This is a genomic window from Lederbergia ruris (assembly GCF_018332955.1).
GTDB classification, from domain to species: Bacteria; Bacillota; Bacilli; order Bacillales; family Bacillaceae_C; genus Lederbergia; species Lederbergia ruris.
This window is the reverse complement of the sequence record NZ_BORB01000034.1, coordinates 1-18,916: the sequence shown is the minus strand read 5'-3', so window position 1 is coordinate 18,916 and position 18,916 is coordinate 1. Positions and strand designations below refer to the sequence as shown.

The 18,916-nt window shown below is 39.9% G+C and carries 19 protein-coding genes, 7 tRNA genes and 1 riboswitch; of the genes, 20 read left to right on the top strand and 6 right to left on the bottom strand.

Features of this window, described 5'->3' with window-relative positions; translation table 11 throughout:
* Positions 1 to 71: 71 nt before the first annotated feature.
* Positions 72 to 656, bottom strand: a complete 585-nt coding sequence (gene gerD, locus KI363_RS16510; RefSeq protein ID WP_158323536.1) for a spore germination lipoprotein GerD — start codon at positions 654 to 656, stop codon at positions 72 to 74.
* Positions 657 to 827: 171 nt separating this feature from the next.
* Between gerD and KI363_RS16505 the strand changes: the two genes are divergently transcribed.
* On the top strand, positions 828 to 1,508 hold the full coding sequence (locus KI363_RS16505) for a KinB-signaling pathway activation protein (protein ID WP_158323537.1): 681 nt from the start codon (positions 828 to 830) through the stop codon (positions 1,506 to 1,508).
* A 23-nt stretch (positions 1,509 to 1,531) separates the two neighbouring features.
* Here the strand turns inward: KI363_RS16505 and KI363_RS16500 are convergent, their stop codons facing one another.
* Complete coding sequence (locus KI363_RS16500) at positions 1,532 to 2,281, bottom strand: polysaccharide deacetylase family protein (protein WP_158323538.1); 750 nt, start codon at positions 2,279 to 2,281, stop codon at positions 1,532 to 1,534.
* Between the two features lie 148 nt (positions 2,282 to 2,429).
* On the opposite strand from KI363_RS16500, the gene KI363_RS16495 reads away from it, so the two are divergent.
* The 8 genes from KI363_RS16495 (at position 2,430) to KI363_RS16460 (ending at position 4,819) form a co-directional block, all read left to right on the top strand.
* Positions 2,430 to 2,504 (top strand) — tRNA-Asn (locus KI363_RS16495).
* A gap of 1 nt (position 2,505) precedes the next feature.
* Positions 2,506 to 2,578: transfer RNA gene (locus tag KI363_RS16490), tRNA-Thr, on the top strand.
* A 258-nt stretch (positions 2,579 to 2,836) separates the two neighbouring features.
* On the top strand, positions 2,837 to 3,859 hold the full coding sequence (locus tag KI363_RS16485) for an AI-2E family transporter (protein ID WP_158323539.1): 1,023 nt from the start codon (positions 2,837 to 2,839) through the stop codon (positions 3,857 to 3,859).
* Positions 3,860 to 4,128: 269 nt separating this feature from the next.
* Positions 4,129 to 4,203: transfer RNA gene (locus KI363_RS16480), tRNA-Glu, on the top strand.
* A gap of 197 nt (positions 4,204 to 4,400) precedes the next feature.
* Positions 4,401 to 4,473 (top strand) — tRNA-Val (locus tag KI363_RS16475).
* A 53-nt stretch (positions 4,474 to 4,526) separates the two neighbouring features.
* Positions 4,527 to 4,611, top strand: a tRNA-Tyr gene (locus KI363_RS16470).
* Between the two features lie 56 nt (positions 4,612 to 4,667).
* Positions 4,668 to 4,742: transfer RNA gene (locus tag KI363_RS16465), tRNA-Gln, on the top strand.
* A gap of 1 nt (position 4,743) precedes the next feature.
* Positions 4,744 to 4,819: transfer RNA gene (locus KI363_RS16460), tRNA-Lys, on the top strand.
* A 95-nt stretch (positions 4,820 to 4,914) separates the two neighbouring features.
* On the opposite strand, the gene KI363_RS16455 is transcribed toward KI363_RS16460, so the two are convergent.
* On the bottom strand, positions 4,915 to 5,082 hold the full coding sequence (locus KI363_RS16455; RefSeq protein ID WP_158323540.1) for an aspartyl-phosphate phosphatase Spo0E family protein: 168 nt from the start codon (positions 5,080 to 5,082) through the stop codon (positions 4,915 to 4,917).
* A 213-nt stretch (positions 5,083 to 5,295) separates the two neighbouring features.
* Between KI363_RS16455 and sigW the strand changes: the two genes are divergently transcribed.
* From sigW to glmM, 5 genes are all read left to right on the top strand, one after another.
* Positions 5,296 to 5,859 (top strand): RNA polymerase sigma factor SigW, encoded by a 564-nt coding sequence (gene sigW / locus KI363_RS16450; protein ID WP_158323541.1) that lies wholly within the window; start codon positions 5,296 to 5,298, stop codon positions 5,857 to 5,859.
* A 17-nt stretch (positions 5,860 to 5,876) separates the two neighbouring features.
* A complete protein-coding gene (locus tag KI363_RS16445; RefSeq protein ID WP_158323542.1) occupies positions 5,877 to 6,497 on the top strand; it encodes an anti-sigma factor family protein in 621 nt (206 codons plus the stop codon).
* Between the two features lie 172 nt (positions 6,498 to 6,669).
* A complete protein-coding gene (gene cdaA / locus KI363_RS16440; RefSeq protein ID WP_158323543.1) occupies positions 6,670 to 7,500 on the top strand; it encodes a diadenylate cyclase CdaA in 831 nt (276 codons plus the stop codon).
* Positions 7,493 to 8,734 (top strand): CdaR family protein, encoded by a 1,242-nt coding sequence (locus KI363_RS16435; RefSeq protein WP_212967007.1) that lies wholly within the window; start codon positions 7,493 to 7,495, stop codon positions 8,732 to 8,734. The genes cdaA and KI363_RS16435 overlap by 8 nt, the downstream gene beginning before the upstream one ends.
* Before the next feature lie 31 nt (positions 8,735 to 8,765).
* Positions 8,766 to 10,118 (top strand): phosphoglucosamine mutase, encoded by a 1,353-nt coding sequence (gene glmM, locus KI363_RS16430; protein ID WP_212967006.1) that lies wholly within the window; start codon positions 8,766 to 8,768, stop codon positions 10,116 to 10,118.
* Between the two features lie 965 nt (positions 10,119 to 11,083).
* On the opposite strand, the gene KI363_RS16425 is transcribed toward glmM, so the two are convergent.
* Positions 11,084 to 12,205, bottom strand: coding sequence for a methionine biosynthesis PLP-dependent protein (locus KI363_RS16425; RefSeq protein WP_212967005.1), 1,122 nt, complete (start codon positions 12,203 to 12,205; stop codon positions 11,084 to 11,086).
* A gap of 77 nt (positions 12,206 to 12,282) precedes the next feature.
* A riboswitch (SAM riboswitch) is annotated at positions 12,283 to 12,390 on the bottom strand.
* 151 nt (positions 12,391 to 12,541) lie between these two features.
* On the opposite strand from KI363_RS16425, the gene KI363_RS16420 reads away from it, so the two are divergent.
* The 4 genes from KI363_RS16420 to KI363_RS16405 all read left to right on the top strand — a co-directional run bounded on the left by KI363_RS16420 (position 12,542) and on the right by KI363_RS16405 (position 15,080).
* A complete protein-coding gene (locus KI363_RS16420) occupies positions 12,542 to 13,147 on the top strand; it encodes a class I SAM-dependent methyltransferase (protein ID WP_212967004.1) in 606 nt (201 codons plus the stop codon).
* A gap of 117 nt (positions 13,148 to 13,264) precedes the next feature.
* Positions 13,265 to 14,395: a radical SAM/CxCxxxxC motif protein YfkAB gene (gene yfkAB / locus KI363_RS16415; RefSeq protein ID WP_212967003.1), complete on the top strand. Its 1,131-nt coding sequence runs from the start codon at positions 13,265 to 13,267 to the stop codon at positions 14,393 to 14,395.
* 99 nt (positions 14,396 to 14,494) lie between these two features.
* The gene (locus tag KI363_RS16410; protein WP_212967002.1) at positions 14,495 to 14,776 is read left to right on the top strand and encodes a hypothetical protein; all 282 of its coding nucleotides are present in this window, start codon (positions 14,495 to 14,497) and stop codon (positions 14,774 to 14,776) included.
* Positions 14,777 to 14,828: 52 nt separating this feature from the next.
* Positions 14,829 to 15,080, top strand: a complete 252-nt coding sequence (locus tag KI363_RS16405) for a hypothetical protein (protein WP_212967001.1) — start codon at positions 14,829 to 14,831, stop codon at positions 15,078 to 15,080.
* Between the two features lie 216 nt (positions 15,081 to 15,296).
* Here the strand turns inward: KI363_RS16405 and KI363_RS16400 are convergent, their stop codons facing one another.
* Positions 15,297 to 15,704, bottom strand: coding sequence for a hypothetical protein (locus KI363_RS16400; RefSeq protein WP_212967000.1), 408 nt, complete (start codon positions 15,702 to 15,704; stop codon positions 15,297 to 15,299).
* A gap of 270 nt (positions 15,705 to 15,974) precedes the next feature.
* Between KI363_RS16400 and KI363_RS16395 the strand changes: the two genes are divergently transcribed.
* Complete coding sequence (locus tag KI363_RS16395) at positions 15,975 to 17,357, top strand: MATE family efflux transporter (RefSeq protein ID WP_212966999.1); 1,383 nt, start codon at positions 15,975 to 15,977, stop codon at positions 17,355 to 17,357.
* A gap of 317 nt (positions 17,358 to 17,674) precedes the next feature.
* On the top strand, positions 17,675 to 18,151 hold the full coding sequence (locus KI363_RS16390; RefSeq protein WP_212967027.1) for an SRPBCC family protein: 477 nt from the start codon (positions 17,675 to 17,677) through the stop codon (positions 18,149 to 18,151).
* Between the two features lie 135 nt (positions 18,152 to 18,286).
* On the opposite strand, the gene KI363_RS16385 is transcribed toward KI363_RS16390, so the two are convergent.
* Positions 18,287 to 18,568, bottom strand: a complete 282-nt coding sequence (locus KI363_RS16385; RefSeq protein WP_212966998.1) for a divalent metal cation transporter — start codon at positions 18,566 to 18,568, stop codon at positions 18,287 to 18,289.
* Positions 18,569 to 18,916 lie beyond the last annotated feature (348 nt).

Sequence of the window (18,916 nt, the reverse complement as noted above, 5' to 3'; positions counted from 1 at the left end):
TAAAAAAATGCCCCTACGTTCTTAATAGAACTTAAGGGGCATTTATTTACCTTGGCTATTACGGTCGTGAATCATGATTTATCTTTGTCCTTCTCCCCCTTATCAGCTTTCTCCCCTGCCTCTTTTGCAGCCTTCAGTAAGAGGTCTTCTATTTGGGCTTTATATAAGGGACTCTCGATCGTCTCTGAGATGACGTTCTGTAAATGTTCACGGAATTCTTTGCTTTTGACAACTGTAGAGTATTCCTTTTGAAGTTCGGGATCTTTAAGGATATCAATGAACAACTGTTGATACTGTGGGTCCTTCATTAGATCTTTAAGCAAAGCCTCATGTTCTGTTTTCATGCTTTTTGCAACAGCTTCTGCAAATTTAGGATCCTGAAAAGACCTTTTCCAAAACTCCTCAGCTTTCTCGGAAGTCAATGCTTGCTCAATAGAGCTTTTGACAACATCTTCGTTCATAATCAATTGTTGCTTTATATCTTCATCACTAATAATTTCTTGAATGGCTTTTTTTCCGTCATCTGTTTTAAGTATGTCGACAATCATTTTCTTTGTTTGATCATAATCCAGTTTTTCATTTCCTACATCCGCTCCACCACAGGATGCAAGCATAAATACAGATATTATGAGGAGCAGAGAGACTCTTGTTTTCATGAGTGAGGAACGCTCCTTTCGTGAATGTAAAACAGTAAATGGATCCCCATTTTCCCTTACCTTTAATATGGTGGTTTGTGAAGAATTTATGCACAATCTGTCCAAACATAGCTTTTTTGTGTGAAGACTGATAAAATCGGTGTGATAAGGACAAGTTATGGAGGATTAAACGTGACGATACGCAACCTGATTAAATTTTTATTTAATTCCCTTTTACTGGGTGGTATTATAACAGGAATTTTAGGGTTTTTAATTCGCTGGAATGAATTTCAGCCATATTTCACTGAGGTAAAAATAGGCGCCATTTTATCTACGTTTATTTGGCTAGTTGGTGTGGGCTTAATCTTCGCTGTTGTAAGCCAGGTCGGTTTTTTTGCTTATTTATTCATTCATCAATTTGGATTAGGTATTTTTAGGTCCATTTCATTATGGAATGCTGTTCAGCTTGTACTGATTGTATTTGTTTTATTTGACCTTATTTATTTTCGTTTTCAAGCCTTTGCAGGAGAAGGGGAGAGTATTCTTCCATATGTGGGATTGGCCATATTTCTCCTTGTAGCCGCATTAATTGTCGCATTCTTTAAGGCAAAAACGACGAATCGTACAACCTTCGTCTCGGCGCTTTTTTTTATGGTCGTTGTCACGATTTTAGAATGGCTACCAGTATTACGAGTGAATGAAGTAAGTTGGGTATATTTAATGATTTTTCCATTGATTGCGTGTAATGCCTACCTCATTCTAATGTTACCTAAATACAATAAATTATCGGCTGAAGAACGTGAAAGAAAGTCGTCTCAGAAAAACAACGTCCAGACAGATCATAAAAAACAAACAAAAAAAGCGAGCCGCTAATCGACTCGCTTTTTTGATACTTCTTATGGAACGAGTTTTGTTTTGACATTGCCGTTGGTAATTAGGACGGATAGGTTTACTAACTCATCTTTTCCCTTTAAGATCGATATGATTTCAGGCAAAGCTTCAGCTGTTTGTGTTGCTGCATCTGAAGCATGCATTAGGATGATGTCTCCTTTTTTGGCCTTTTTAACATTCTCGATGATTTCTTTTGTTCCTGGGTTCTTCCAGTCTTGTGAATTCACACTCCAATGTATGACGGTTAATCCTAACTGGTCCGCTATTTTCAGTGTGCGTTCATCAAAATGGCCTGTTGGGGAACGCAGGAGTGTAATCTCTTTAATGTCCTGCTTTTTCAAAATCTCAATCGATTTTAAAATATCTCCTCTTACTTTTTCGTCGTCCAATTCAGTATAATCTTCATAAGCATAGCCAAGGCTTCCTATTTCATAGCCTAAATCGACAATTCGCTTGACAGTGTCAGGGTGCTTTTCTGCCCAGGCCCCCGATAAGAAAAAGGTGGCAGACCTTACTTCTTTCTCCTCTAATACGTCCAAAATTGGCTCAGCTTGTACATCCCCCCAACCAATATTAAAGGTTAAACCAATCCCTTTATCCCCCTTATATATCGCCTTTGGACCGTCCTTTGTGCTAAAAACAGGAATATATAAAGAGGACTGGGAGAAAAATAATAGGGCTGTAAAAAATGAGATCAAGACAACAAACATTCCTTGCTTTACTCTTCGACCATTTACTGCTAAAAAGAAATTCATTTTCTCTCCTCCTCATGCCCGTCCATTATTTAATCTATGCATAAGAAGTCGACCGATATGATTACAAATGTGATGAATTGGAAAAATAAAAAGGGTTGAAAAAAATATAAAATGGGTTATAATAAAATATGTCTATTGATAAACTTATTCCGCAGTAGCTCAGTGGTAGAGCTATCGGCTGTTAACCGATCGGTCGTAGGTTCGAATCCTACCTGCGGAGCCATGCTTCCATAGCTCAGTTGGTAGAGTGCATCCATGGTAAGGATGAGGTCACCGGTTCAAGCCCGGTTGGAAGCTTAGCTTACAAGCGTTGATATGAAGCGATTCTTGGAGGGGCCAAGGGTCGCTTTTTTCTTTTGAAGTTGTAGTCTTGCCGACATTTTGACGGTAGATCGCTGTTTTTATTTGGAAATTTGTTTTGCTCATTTTGACGGTACAAATACATGGAGGCAGAACGATATAAATATTCGAAATAAATGGTATAATGTTTCTAATCATTGATAGATGATAATGAAAGTAAGGAAAGTATTCTACCAGTAAGGAGAAATGACCTAGATGGATATAGCTGGCCTTTTTCGCAGGAAAAGTACGAAACGTTTGATTATTTTCGGACTCATTATCTTGGTCCTATATAGTATGAGGAGTATGATCAACTTAATTTTACTAACATTCATTTTTTCCTTTTTAATGAATCAGCTTATTGAATTTATCGTGAAACGGTTGCCGGTACCACGGTGGATCTTAGTTTTAATCACCTATACGATTATTGTAGGGTTACTAACGTTTGGACTTGTTAAATATTTCCCAATTATTACTTCCGAAATTACGACTTTGATTAAACAAATTAATAGCTTTTACACGCAGCCGCATGACAATATGATTTTAAACTATATTCAACAGATCATCTCAGAAAACCAAATTGCGGCATACTTAGAAAATGGATTTTCCTTTCTGATTAAATCATTTACGGATATTAGTAAAACAAGTGTTCAAGTTGTGATTGCTTTAATCTTGAGCTTATTTTTTCTATTGGAAAAACCGCGTTTAAAGGAATTTACGGCCAAGTTTAAGGGAAGCAAAATCGCTCCATTTTATTATGAAATTGAATTTTTTGCTAAGAAGTTTACAAGTACGTTCGGAAAAGTTATCGAAGCGCAATTTATTATCGCGCTTATCAACTGCTTTTTAACCGTTATAGCACTAGCAATTATGGGCTTTCCGCAATTATTCGCCTTAGCGATTATGGTGTTTATTCTTGGTCTTATTCCGGTTGCTGGGGTGATTATCTCTCTCATACCGCTTTGTATTATTGCTTATACAATTGGCGGCTTGATAAATGTTGTGTATGTTGTGGCTGTGATTACGGTAATCCATATGATAGAAGCCTATATATTAAATCCGAAATTAATGTCAGCCAAAACGGATTTACCTGTTTTCTACACCTTTGTTGTTTTAATCTTTTCGCAAAATTTCTTTGGGGTGTGGGGCTTGATCGTTGGAATTCCCGTGTTTGTTTTCCTATTAGATGTTCTTGGGGTTACGAATAAACCGGAAAACACTGGGGAAATAAGCCCGTAAAAGAGAGAAAGGGATCCTCCATTATGAGTTCAAGGATATGACCTGAAAAAATCATGTCCTTGTCTTAGTGTAGGCTTTAAGGAGGATCAATTCACTTTTATAGTTTCTTTTTTGATTTATAATTGGGAAGAATCGGATTGAATCTCATAGAAATCCACTTACCCATTTTTTGAAAATAAAAATTTCCTTTTTCTGCTTGACTATATTCTCACTTTCCACTATACTCTTTTTTGGGTCGTAAAAAGCCTGTCTGCAAATTTCAAAGAATAGGCCCCTTGGTCAAGCGGTTAAGACACCGCCCTTTCACGGCGGTAACACGGGTTCGAATCCCGTAGGGGTCACCATCTTAAAAAATTGCAACTTCTGAATAATTGAATGAGTTGACGCAGTCATGCGCCGCTCATCGCACCTCCCGTTAAAATTGGGAGGAGCAAGCAGGACAAGGAAACGAAAGAGAGAAGGAGCGAGCGTACATTAGATACGTGACCGACTGATCGAGAGAGTTGACGCAGTCATGCGCCGCTCATCGCAATTTTAACATGGAGGATTAGCTCAGCTGGGAGAGCATCTGCCTTACAAGCAGAGGGTCGGCGGTTCGAACCCGTCATCCTCCACTCTTATTTAGTGGACAAGTTGTTGTTTCTATAAATAAGTAGACATATATTTTGGTGGGGTAGCGAAGTGGCTAAACGCGGCGGACTGTAAATCCGCTCCCTCAGGGTTCGGCGGTTCGAATCCGTCCCCCACCACCATTTTTTTATTTCATGAATATTTTTTATCCGCATGGGTAAGATACATATATCATCGTTGGGCTATAGCCAAGTGGTAAGGCAACGGACTTTGACTCCGTCATTCGTTGGTTCGAATCCAGCTAGCCCAGCCATGAGCCATTAGCTCAGTTGGTAGAGCATCTGACTTTTAATCAGAGGGTCGCAGGTTCGAATCCTGCATGGCTCACCATTTAATGCGTCTTGAGGAATTCAAGGCTTTTTTAATTTCCTAAAAAATTTTAGCTTATATAAAAAGTAGACGAGCAACAATCTTCCGGTGGATTGTTACTCGTCTATATTTGTTGTAAGAGCGTGATATTTATTGAGAAGCTTGTCCAATTGATCACTAACATGAACAACCCGTTCGTCTGCGAAGGAAAAGGTCAAACCGAGTTCAATCATCTGTTGTCTTTGTTGTTCAATTTTATTGAGTAATTCCGATCTCCTTCCCATATGTATCACCTTCCCATTCGTTTCTTGTTGTTTCTTGTATTCCCAATTTCAGATAAAATTAAACAAGTAGCGAGAAATTTGGTACTATAAGGATAATGTGTGCCTATATTTTTAATAAATGTGGAAAAAGGTATTTTTTCTTTTTTATTTTGAAACTTTTTTTTGCACGATACGTATACATGGATAACCGCATGAGCGGGGGGTAAATTAGGGATGGATTTGATTATCAACCAACGGATCAAAGAGGTTTTAAAAGGTGATCGGGAAGCATTTGGCGAAATCGTAGAATTATTTAAAGATAAGGTATTCCAGTTATGTTATCGAATGTTGGGAAATCGGCATGAAGCAGAGGATATCGCTCAGGAGGCTTTTGTCCGAGCGTATATTAATATTCATAGCTTCGATCAAAAGAAAAAATTTTCAACATGGTTATATCGGATTGCCACAAATCTTTGTATTGACCGAATTCGCAAAAAGAAGCCTGATTATTTTCTTGATGCAGAAGTGGCAGGAACGGAAGGCCTGACCATGTATTCACAAATTGCGGCTGAAGGAAAATCTCCTGATTCTGAAGTGGAAACTCTTGAACTTCAAGAGCTTGTTCAACGGGAAATTATGAGATTACCGGATAAATATAGGATCGTCGTTCTCTTAAGATATATTGATGACCTTTCACTGAATGAGATAAGTGAAGTTTTAGAAATGCCGCTGGGGACAGTGAAGACGCGAATCTATCGGGCGCGTGAAGCGCTTCGTAAACAGCTGAACAATTTGTAGGAAAGGTGAGAAGGAAATTGAAGGCGTGTCCTGAAGAGATCGTTCTCTATATGCATGATTACTTAGATGGTGACCTGCCTTACGAGAAGGAGCGAATTTTAAAAAATCATTTACAGCAATGTTCTAGCTGTCAAACACATTTTCAAGAGCTAAAGAGAACCGTTGCTTATATACAAAGTCCGTCGAATTTACAACCTTCAAATGATTTTGCTAAAAATGTGATGGCTAATCTCCCTAAAGAGAAAGGGAGTGCGGGTGTTAAGCGCTGGTTCCGCCATCATCCGATCCTTGTTGCAGCCTCACTATTCCTTGTTTTGATGGCTGGAAGTGTTTTCAGCATGTGGAGTGATGACCAAAGGTTTTCAGTGACAAAACAATCTAATCTTGTCGTCGAAAATAATACTGTCATCGTACCAGAAGGAAAAGTTGTAGATGGAGATATTACTGTCAAAAATGGTGATATTCGAATTGAAGGCGAAGTAAAGGGTGATGTGACCGTCATTAATGGCGAGAAATATATGGCATCTGCTGGAAAAATTACAGGAGATGTGGAAGAAATCAATGAATTATTTGAATGGCTTTGGTACAAAATAAAACAAGGCGGAAAGAATATTGTTCATCTGTTTGAAAGTGATTAAACGGGACTGTTGGGGGATCAGCAGTCCTATTCTTTTTGCTGAATAAAAATAGGATTGATCACGATGTGTATAATGGTGATTAGTAAATAATGTATGTTATAATGTATGAGTTATAATACATAGTATAATGGAGAATATACACCATTTTGAATAAACAGATGGAGGAAAGATAATGCCGTTTGCCGACCTTCCCATCCTAAAATATGTATCGCAAATCGTTGATATTTTTCTTGTTTGGTTTGTTGTCTATAAATTGATCATGGTTATACGAGGAACAAAAGCTGTTCAGCTACTTAAAGGTATTTTTGTTATTATTATTGTGAAATTACTTAGTGATTTTTTCCATTTAAATACATTAAGTTTGATGATGGAACAGGTGATTACGTGGGGATTTCTAGCAATCATTATTATTTTTCAACCTGAGTTAAGACGTGCCTTAGAACAATTAGGACGTGGGAAGTTTTTTGCTAGGAGTGGAATCCAAGAGGAGGAAGAACAAAAGCATCGAGTCGATGCCATTATAAATGCAACCAATTATATGGCGAAAAGGCGAATTGGTGCCCTGATTTCGATTGAAAAGGAAACAGGCATGGGAGATTATATCGAGACGGGAATACCAATGAATTCTAACTTGACTCATGAATTATTAATTAATATCTTTATTCCGAACACCCCTCTGCATGATGGGGCAGTGATCATACAAAAAACAAAGATTGCCGCGGCAGCTTGTTACTTGCCCCTATCGGAAAGTCCGTTTATCTCTAAAGAACTAGGAACGAGACACAGGGCAGCACTAGGGATTAGCGAGGTTACAGATAGTTTAACCATTGTTGTTTCAGAAGAAACGGGTGATGTATCTGTGACAAAAAACGGTGAGCTTCTTCGTGATTTATCGAATGAAAAATTCAAGGAAATTTTAACGAATGAGCTTATTGATGATCCTAAAACTAAGCCATCCTCCCCATCAATCTGGAAGAGAAGGGAGAAGACAAAGAATGGATAATTTTATGGAAAACCCTTGGTTTGTTCGAATTATCGCTTTGTTGCTAGCTATTTTCCTTTTTGTGACAGCTAATGATATCGGAGGTAAAAATAAAAGTTCTACACCTAATAGCATGGAGAATAGCGATATCGATACCATTGCCGATGTCCCTGTTGAAGTGTATTATGACTCCGAAAATCTAGTTGTTTCTGGTGTACCGGAAACAGTTGAAGTAAAATTGGAAGGACAAAGAAGGTTTGTCGAGGCTGCAAAAAGGCAGCGGGACTTTACAATTTATGTGGATCTATCAGATTTAGAAATTGGGAAACATCGCGTTCCGATTTTATATAAGGATATTTCTGATAAATTAAAGGTGGCAGTTGAACCATCTTATACGGAAGTGAATTTACAAGAGAAGGTTACAAAAGATTTCAGAGTCGAGGCCGAATTTAACCGGAGTATTTTGGCTGAAGGCTTTGAAGCAGAACAACCGGAAGTAGAGCCAAAAACCGTAAAAGTCACGGGGGCAAAGGATGTTATTGAAAGGATCATGTATGTAAAAGCGACAATTGATGCGAGCGGCCTGATTAACGATACAATAAAAAGAGAAGCGCGTGTCACCGTACTTGATCGAGATTTGAATAAACTAAGTGCGAGTGTAGAGCCTGAAACAGTTGCTGTGACGATTCCCATTACGAATCCAAGGAAAAATGTCCCCATCAAGATTAATAAAGAAGGGGAAGCTCCTAAGGGGATCGATATTAAAGCTGTAAGCACCGTCACGCCTGAAGTGATGATATTTGGGACAACTGAGGTTTTAAAAGAGATAGACGAGCTAGAGGTATCTGTGGATATTAGTAATATCCATGAAGATACCGAAATCGAAGTTCCTATTGAGCGGCCTACAGGTGTCAATAAAATTACTCCTGAAAATATAACGGTCAAAGTAACAGCGGATAAACAGCAGCATGAAAAGACTTTAGACGGAATACCCATTGAGGAAAAAGGCCTGAATGCGGGGATGGAATTTGAGTTTTTATCACCGGCTACAGATTCGGTAGCATTGAAAGTGTTTGGTGAGGAAAAGGATGTAAAGGACGTTAAAAAAGGACAGTTTCATGTCATCATGGATTTAGCTGGTCTTAGCTCGGGAACTCATGATGTGGAACTTGCGGTTGAAGCACCTGAAAACGTAAAATGCGAACTATCACAAAAAACAGTAAAAGTGCGAATAAGAGATAAAGAAAATGGTTAAACCATTTTCTTAAGAAGGAGCGAGAATTAGAATGGGTAAATATTTTGGAACGGATGGAGTAAGAGGGATTGCAAATAGTGAACTTACGCCAGAATTAGCATTTAAGTTGGGAAGATTTGGAGGCTATGTTTTGGCTAACCAAACGGAACGCCCTAAAATTCTCATTGGTAGAGATACCCGGGTTTCAGGTCATATGCTAGAAGGTGCCCTTGTATCTGGATTATTATCGATTGGTGCGGAGGTTATGCGTCTAGGTGTTATTACGACGCCCGGAGTAGCCTATTTGACAAAAGTATTAGGAGCGCAGGCGGGAATCATGATTTCTGCCTCTCATAATCCTGTTGCCGATAATGGCATCAAATTTTTTGGTCCAGATGGATTCAAGTTATCAGATGAACAAGAGAATGAAATTGAGCAATTATTAGATGCGGGGGATGACCTACCTCGTCCTACTGGAGCTGCATTGGGGGTTGTCAATGACTACTTTGAAGGTGGGCAAAAGTATTTGCAGTTCCTGAAACAGTCTGTGGATGAAGATTTTACGGATATACATATTGCATTAGATTGTGCGAATGGTTCGACATCCTCTCTTGCTACTCATTTGTTTGCAGACCTGGATGCTGATATTTCAACAATGGGTTCATCTCCGGATGGACTTAATATCAATGATGGAGTAGGCTCAACCCATCCAGAAGCTCTTAGTGCCTTTGTAAAGGAGAAAGGAGCAGATATCGGGCTTGCATTTGATGGGGATGGTGATCGAATTATTGCGATTGATGAAAATGGACAGGTTGTAGACGGGGATTATATTCTTTATATCTGTGCCAAGCATTTACAAGCGGAAGCACGCTTGCAGCAGTCTACCGTTGTTTCAACCGTTATGAGCAACCTAGGCTTCTATAAGGGGCTGGAAGAGCTGGGGATCCAGAGCGTCCAAACAGCTGTTGGTGACCGTTATGTAGTAGAGGAAATGAAAAAGAATGGCTATAATTTGGGTGGAGAACAATCAGGTCATATCATTTTTCTAGATTATAATACAACAGGTGATGGCCTTTTAACCGGTCTTCAGCTTGTGAACATTATGAAGCTGACAGGGAAACCATTGTCAGAATTAGCAAAGGGTATGCAGAAGTTTCCACAAACACTGATTAATGTGCGAGTGAAGGATAAACATCATGTGACCGATAATGAAAAGGTTAAAGCAGTCATAGCAGAGACAGAGGCAGAAATGAATGGAAATGGTCGTATCCTTGTCCGTCCATCTGGTACTGAGCCGCTGGTACGGGTCATGGTAGAGGCTGCAACAGAAGAAGATAGTGAGGCATTCTCAAATCGGATTGTCACCGTTGTCCAGGAGGAAATGGGCCTTCCTGCTGAAGAATAGAAGAAAGGAGATGCGAACAGCTAAGGTATAGCTTTTCGCATCTTTTTGTCTATATGGCCGTCCCCGTTTTTGGAGAAAGTGTAAAAAGGGATACAGCGAGAAAGGTGGCCGTCCCCGTTTTTGGAGAAAGTGTAAAAAGGGATACAGCGAGAAAGGTGGCCGTCCCCGTTTTTGCGAGAAAGTGTAAAAAGGGTTACGGCGAGAAAGGTGGCCGTCCCTGTTTTTGCGGGAAAGTGTAAAAAGGGTTACAGCGAGAAAGGTGGCCGTCCCTGTTTTTGCGGGAAAGTGTAAAAAGGGTTACAGCGAGAAAGGTGGCCGTCCTCGTTTTTGCGAGAAAGTGTAAAAAGGGTTACGGCGAGAAAGGTGGCCGTCCCTGTTTTTGCGGGAAAGTGTAAAAAGGGTTACAGCGAGAAAGGTGGCCGTCCCCGTTTTTGCGAGAAAGTGTAAAAAGGAGGACAGCGAGAAAGGTGGCCGTCCCCGTTTTTGTGAGAAAGTGTAAAAAGGGGTACAGCGAGAAAGGTGGCCGTCCCTGTTTTTGTAAGAAAGTGTAAAAAGGGGTACAGCGAGAGGGGTTGCCGTCCCTGTTTTTGTAAGAAAGTGTAAAAAGGGTTACAGCGAGAAAGGTGGCCGTCCCCGTTTTTGTAAGAAAGTGTAAAAAGGGGTACAGCGAGAAAGGTGGCCGTCCCTGTTTTTGCGAGAAAGTGTAAAAAGGGGTACGGCGAGAAAGGTTGCCGTCCCCGTTTTTGTAAGAAAGTGTAAAAAGGGTTACAGCGAGAATGGTGGCCGTCCCCGTTTTTGCGAGAAAGTGTAAAAAGGGGACAGCGAGAATGGTTGCCGTCCCTGTTTTTGTAAGAAAGTGTAAAAAGGAGTACAGCGAGAGGGGTTGCCGTCCCCGTTTTTGCGAGAAAAGGTGCAAAAAAGAGGACAGCGAGAAGGAAGGCTGTCCCCTTATTTTTATATATAAATTATCTATTTATAAGTGATTGACTCGCTGCTTTAAAAGCCTGTTTCACATCAGCGATCAGATCGTCCGCTTTTTCAACACCAACAGAAAAGCGTAATAATCGCTCACATACTCCCCTTTTAATTCGCTCTTCCCGGGGAATATCCGCATGGGTTTGAGTTGTTGGATAAGTAATGAAACTTTCAACCCCTCCTAGACTTTCTGCAAAAGCAATGAGCTGTAAATTTTGCAGAAATGGGTCGACCCACTCGCTATCCTTAATTCGGAAAGAGATCATCCCACCTTTTCCGGCGTAAAGCACATCTGTAATAAAAGGCTCACTTTCTAGGTATTTGACGATTTCTTTTGCATTTTCTGTATGTTTTTCCATTCTGAGATGAAGGGTTTTTAAGCCTCTCACGAGTAACCAAGAATCAAGTGGCGATAATATCGCTCCTGCCGCATTATGATTGTTAGCAAGTCGTTCGCAAATTTCTTCGCCTTTCGCTACTACAATCCCAGCCACCACATCATTATGTCCTCCGATATACTTGGTCGCACTATGGACAACAATATCAGCTCCTAATTCGAGTGGACGTTGATAGTATGGCGTTAAGAAAGTATTATCTACGATTAGTAATAGTTGGTGTTTCTTAGCAAGTTTCCCGTATTGTTCAATATCAATTTCTTGCATGAGTGGATTTGTTGGTGTCTCGATTAGCAAAGCTTTGGTTTGCGGTGTGATTAATTTCTCCGTTTCGTTGATATTGTTAAACTCAGAATAAACCGTACGAATTTGATAAGATTCCTCGTATTGTTTAAGTAAGCGATAGGTGCCACCGTATAAATCGGCACATGCAATTATTTCGTCGTTTGACCGGAATAGGGAAAGGACTAGCTGAATGGCTGCCATCCCCGAACTACAAGCGAATCCGGCATCACCAGATTCGAGATTAGCCATCCCTTCTTCTAATACAGAGCGGGTAGGATTTTTCGTCCTTGAGTAATCATATCCTGTGGAAAGACCGAGTCCTTGATGTTCAAAAGCAGTCGATAAATAAATAGGTAGATTGATTGCGCCCGTTTTTTCATCTGTTCGGTTTCCTAGTTGCGCTAGCTTTGTTTCAATATCATTGACTGGCATCGTGTTCATCCTTTTCTAAAAATAGTAAAAATAAAAGACCTTCCCAGGTAAGAAGGTCTCCATAATTGAAAACGAACTTCTTATCTTCTAGGTTAAAAAAACCTATTGGAGTTAGCACCATTGCCTAAAAAGGCCGGTTGCTGAGACTTCAAAGGGCCAAATCCCTCCGTCTCTCTGGATAAGAAAAGAAACATATTAATTTTTTGAAAGGTTCAATGATTTATAGTTTAGTACATATTTCCGAAAAAGGCAAGAAAAATAATTACCTATATTTCCGAAAAAGCCTTGTCTTCGTATATGTTAAAATAGAGTCACGTAAAAAAGGAGGCCCATGAAATGAATTCAAAATGGCATGAACGCTTTTTAGGGGATGAGTATTTTTATGGTAAAGAGCCTAATTTGTTCTTAGTACAGGCGGAACAGCAATTACCTAAGGGGAAAATTCTTTGTATTGCCGAGGGAGAGGGACGGAATTCGGTATTTCTCGCTTCCAAAGGGTATGATGTAACCGCGTGGGACTTTGCCCCATCTGGAATTGAAAAGACGAAGAAATTGGCTAGAGACCGTGGTGTAGTCGTTAAGACGGAATTGCATGATTTGGCTGATGTCGTTTGGGGAGAAGAAGAATGGGATGCGATTATACATATATTTGGGCATTTTCCGCCACCTATTTTTGAAAGAACAATGGAGGGGATTCGGAAGGCATTAAAGCCCGGCGGTTTTTATGTGAGCGAATTGTACACAAAAGAACAGATCAAATATGAAACAGGTGGCCCTAAGGAAGTCGATAATCTTTGTAACCCCGGCATACTATTAGGGAATTTTCCAGATTATTTCATTCAACACTTTTATATTGGAGAGGTTGAGAGAATCGAAGGTCAGGGACATACAGGTGTCGCTCATGTTGTCCAAAGTATTTTTCAAAAAAGAGTGCCCCATTAAAATGGGGAAGGAGGATAAATTTTAGATCGCCATGAATAAAGATTAGTGTGAAGAGAATGATCAACTTTTTAAGCGGCTATGGGGAATAGTCGCTTGTGTATGGAAAGGATGTAACCAATGAATATAAAGGAAAAATTACAACCCATTACAGCTGCCTATGATCCTTGGGAAGCTTATATGGATGTGAATGAATTTGGAGAGATGGTGTTATCCAATATTGAATTCACAACGACGACGCTATGTAATATGCGATGTGCCCATTGTGCAGTTGGATACACATTGCAAGATCGTGATCCGGATGCCTTGCCAATCGAATTGCTATTAAAACGCCTCGATGAAATTCCTCATCTACGAACCCTAAGTATTACAGGTGGGGAGCCCATGATGTCGAAAAAGTCGGTGAGGGAATATGTAAAGCCTCTTTTGGAATATGCGCATAATCGGGGAGTGAGGACGCAAGTAAATTCAAATTTAACTCTACCCTTTAGCCGTTATGAATCGATTATTCCCTACTTAGATGTGATGCATATTTCTCATAACTGGGGGACGGAAGATGAATTTATCGACATTGGTTTTGCGAATATGGATCGAAAGCCCTCTAGGGAAAATCGCGGCCAATTTTTAAAGCGTATGTTTGACAATGCTAGGGCACTTTCTGAGGCGGGAGTGTTGGTTGCCGCGGAAACCATGTTAAATAAACGGACCTTTCCTTATCTCGAGAAAATCCATCAAGAAGTAGTGGAGATGGGCTGTGCACGCCATGAAATCCATCCCATGTACCCAGTTGATTTCGCTAGTAAACTAGAAACATTAACTTTAGCTGAAATGAGAAAAGCAATTGAGCGTCTATTAGATCACCACGATCCATCGATTTGGATGATGTTTGGGACCCTTCCTTTCTATCCATGTAGTGGTTCAGAGGAAGACCTTACGTTATTAAAACGATTATATCAATCCCAAAATGTGACGGTCAGAAATGATCCAGATGGGCGTTCACGGCTGAATGTGAATATATTTAATGGTGAGATCATTGTAACGGACTTTGGAGATGAACCATCGCTAGGAAATGTACAAACCACTTCCTTATTAGAAGCCTATGATAGATGGAAGAAGACGAAAACGGCAAAATCACTGAATTGTCATTGTCCAGCTGTCCAATGTTTGGGGCCTAATTTGCTCGTGAAGAATACCTACTATCAAGATGTTGATTTTCAAGAAAGGGAGGAGAGAATCACTTCACAAGGTTAAGATTTTCATTTGTTTTCCTCTCAGACTGAAAACGAAAAGCAGGATATTAATCGTTTTTGTTTAATGGTAACAACAAGATCATTAAAAGGGGAGGAAATTTTGAAAAAAATGAGCCTGTTTTTGCTGATGTTTGTTCTGTTTAGCTCGCCTTTTATATATGGCTCGCCGATTCCAGTGCAGGCTTGTTCTTGTGCGAAGTTACCAGGGGTAGAAGAGGAACTTGAACAATCAAAAGCTGTCTTTTCAGGAGAGGTTATAAATATAAAAGAGAAAGTGAACACATCGGGATATAGGTACAAATCAGTTTTACTTCAGGTACATCATATTTGGAAGGGTGTAAAGGAATCACAAGTCATCATTTGGTGGAGATTGTGGGTTTGATTTTGCAAAGGGACAGGAGTATATAGTTTACGCATTTACGTCGGACACGGACATGTATGATAGCGATACATTATCGACAAACATCTGCAATCGAACGAATACAATTCATGCAGGACAGAAAGATTTAGAAATATTAGGTGATGGGGAAATTCCGACAGATAAGATCAGTCTAATAGAAAAAGAGAACGAAAGAGAAGGTATACCAAAAGATCTTGATCATACAGAGGATCAAAAGGAAGGGAAGAGTATTCCTTTAATTATCTGGATGCTGGGTCCTGTAGGTCTGCTATTCCTTGAGCTTTGATTGCTTTCCTATTTCAGAAAAGGGAAAACTGATTGATTTAAAAATTTTATGTTAAAATGACAAAAAAGCGGGTAGATGCTATCTCACCTGCTTTTTCTATCATTCCAGCCAAGAGGACTCCCTCTCATGTGTCAACTCCACTGTTGATCGGCGCTTGAAGTCGATACCACAGAAACCCCCACTTCAAATTTCGTAGAAATTAAGTGGCGGGAGTATTCATTGAGGCATTTGCACAAATAAGCCGACCAATGAAACAATAGGAATACTCATAGCTAAAGAAAGACCAATCATAGCAAATGTCATCACAAGGTTTTTAATATCTTCAGTCACATCGACCTTTGTTTGAAGAAGGATAAAGCTAGGTCCGATTAAAATGGTGAAGAGAATGATGATAAAAGGTACGAATAACTCACTCAATTCTTGCACAAGTTGCATGGTTGCAAACCCGCTAACCACTAATATGAGTGGAATGACCTCACATATCGCCACTCCTATAAAAAATTTCGTTTGTATTTCTGCCTGTTTTTCAGGATTCATCTTTAGCTTATCCAAGTGAATTTTGAACGTGATGATAATGCTTAGCACTGCGATGATCGAAGCGATTGCAAATAAGTATGGAGACAACGATATTTACCCCCTATGAAAATGTTGTATATAAATTACACCTTAGTGGCTCCGATTTGTAAAGAACCATTTTTACTAAAATTATTTGTTTGCGGTTCATTTAGCATGATAAATTAGTTTTTGACCAAGTTTCTACTATGCTGGAGGTATTAAAACGATCGGTTTTGCCAGAAATAAAAAATTTTTATTCAAAAGAATAAATTCCCCTCTAGTCAACCGCCTCTTTTGGTGGTAAGATACCTTTTGTTTGATTATGAAAAAGGAGGGCGGATGACAATGAAAGGAACACATACGAACGAGAAACAACTTCATTTATTGCATCTTACTTGGCCCATTTTTTTAGAGGTCTTTTTATTTATGTTTATGGGGATTGCAGATACGTTAATGTTGAGTTCGTTATCAGATGATGCTGTCTCCGGTGTAGGGGCAGCGAATCAGTATTTGCAAATTGCCATTCTAATCTTAGAAGTCGTCGGGAATGGGGCGGCCATTGTCGTCTCTCAATATCTCGGTTCAAAAAGATATAAAGAAGCAGCTAAAATTTCCGCGTTGGCGGTCACGCTAAACTTGCTGGTAGGGATCGCCATTAGCGTCGGTTTTCTTATTTTTTCTAAACATATGATGACGGCGATGAATTTACAGGGTGATGTTCTTTATTATGCCACGCATTATTTGGGTATTGTTGGAGGAGCGATTTTCCTTCAAGCTATCATTAATTCATTAGCAGCGATTGTCCGCGTACATGGATGGACGAAGCAAGCAATGCTTGTATCGTTAGGGATGAATATTATCCATATTGCCGGTAACTATGTATTGATCTTTGGAAAATTTGGTTTCCCTGAATTAGGAGTACAAGGAGCGGCTATTTCATCCGTTGTCAGTCGTTTTCTTGCCCTTATTGTATTCTTTTGGCTCTTGTATCAGGCTTTGGATGTACGGATTAAGATTAAATATTACATGACATTATCGAAAGAATACGTGATGAAGATTTTAAGAATTGGCGTTCCATCCGCTTTTGAACAAGTCATGTACCAAGGCTGTCAACTGATGTTTCTTTACTATGCGACATTCCTTGGCGCCGAGTCATTAGCAGCCCGGCAGTATGCGATGAATATTTCCATGTTCACCTATTTATTTGCGATTGCGATCGGCATGGGTACTTCTATCATCGTTGGTCGATTAGTCGGGGGCAATGAAAAGGATCTAGCCTATACAAGGGTATGGAGCAGTGTAAAGTGGTCGGCAGGCATTACCTTTGGAATGGTGTTATGGGTGATGATTTTCCGTAAATCTTTAATGGGTGTGTTTACGGATAATCCTCAGATCATTGCGTTAGGTGCATCTGTATTATTGCTTAGCATTGTCCTTGAAACAGGTCGCTCGATCAATATGGTACTTGTCAATTCTTTACGTGCTTCAGGAGATGCAAAATATCCACTCTTTATTGGCTCTTTTTCGATGATTCTCATGAGCTTGCCACTGGGGTATTTTTTAGTGTTTCATTTAGATATGGGCCTTGCGGGCATTTGGTTAGCCATTGCAGCAGATGAGTGGACACGAGCTTTCATCTTCTTCTTCCGTTGGCGCAGCCGAGCTTGGGAACGACATTCGCTCGTACAACCAGAAGTTACAGATAAACCGGCACCAATTTAAACGTCGTTTAAAAAATATCTGAAATAAAGCAAGTGGGGAAAAGTAGTTTTTTTCTTTCCACTTGCTTTTATTATTAAAGCTGTGCTTGAACATGGACAAGAAGGCAGTATATGCAGAAATTCCCCGGCAAGAATACGGGTTGAAGCCGAACTCCTGATTATCACTTTTTTGCACGCCATTGAGGGATCCTTAGAATTTCTGTGATATGCTGAGGGCATCATACTTTATATAAAGTAAAGAGGGCATATCCAGGTCCATTAGAATCAATGGTTTGGTAGGCCGAAACATTGAAAAAAATCAAGAAGGTAGGTTTAGACATGATCGCGACAATTAAGCAAGTTGATGATGGGTATATGGCTCGATTCGAGCGCCATTTCAAACATCCTGTGGAAAGGGTGTGGGCGATGCTGACGGAAAATGAAAAATTAAAGCTTTGGTTTCCAGAGTTAGCCATTGAAGAACTCCGTGAAGGGGGCATCATTCAGTTCGATATGCAAGATGGGACATATGAGAAAATGACCATCACCGACTATTCCCCCAAGTCTGTTTTAGAATTTACATGGGCGGATGATTTGGTTCGCTTTGAGTTATACGAAGAATCTGCAGGATGTTTTTGTATCATGAAGGAAAAGCTCCAAACAATCACAGAGCATACTCCGCGAGACCTTGCAGGCTGGCATGTATGTCTTGATGTGATTCAAGCTTTACTAGATGGGCGAGTGATAGAGTCTAGAAAACAAGAATGGGAAAAATGGTACGAGCAATATAAGAATGCTGTGAATAAGGTCATCTAAAGTAACCTTCTTTTTTCTTTTCTCCAGGAGTTGAGAAACCTCTTTGGTCACTAGTTATCTAAATGGGCTACTTGAGATCTCTTACTAGCGTAGAAATTGAACATAAGAATAGACTGACAGTGTGCCCTAATATTACTATCCCAACTCCTTGCCTGTTACGGCAATATAAATAATTAAAAATATATTTAAAACAATGATGACCGTTGTACAAATCCAAGCAAGGATTTTGGTCCAAATCCTATTGGAAAATTCACCCATTTTATCTTTAGTGTTTGTAAATACAACGAGCGGCACAACCGCAAATGGAAGTTGCAGGCTGAGAATAACTTGGCTCCAAAGCAAAAGGTCGGCTGTTCCTCTTGAACCGGCAATCCATGTCACAACAAAAGCTGGGACAACGGCATCTTGGATCTGCAATTTCGATGATCCCGTGCTTTATCGTAGATCCAACCTTACTTTGGATCTGCGTTTTTGATGAACCTTCACTTTTTTGTAGATCCAACGGCATCTTGGATCTGCAATTTCGATGATCCTGCGCTTTATCGTAGATCCAACCTTACTTTGGATCTACGTTTTTGATGAACCTTCACTTTTTTGTAGATCCAACGGCATCTTGGATCTGCAATTTCGATGATCCCGCGCTTTATCGTAGATCCAACCTTACTTTGGATCTACGTTTTTGATGAACCTTCACTTTTTTGTAGATCCAACGGCATCTTGGATCTGCAATTTCGATGATCCCGCGCTTTATCGTAGATCCAACCT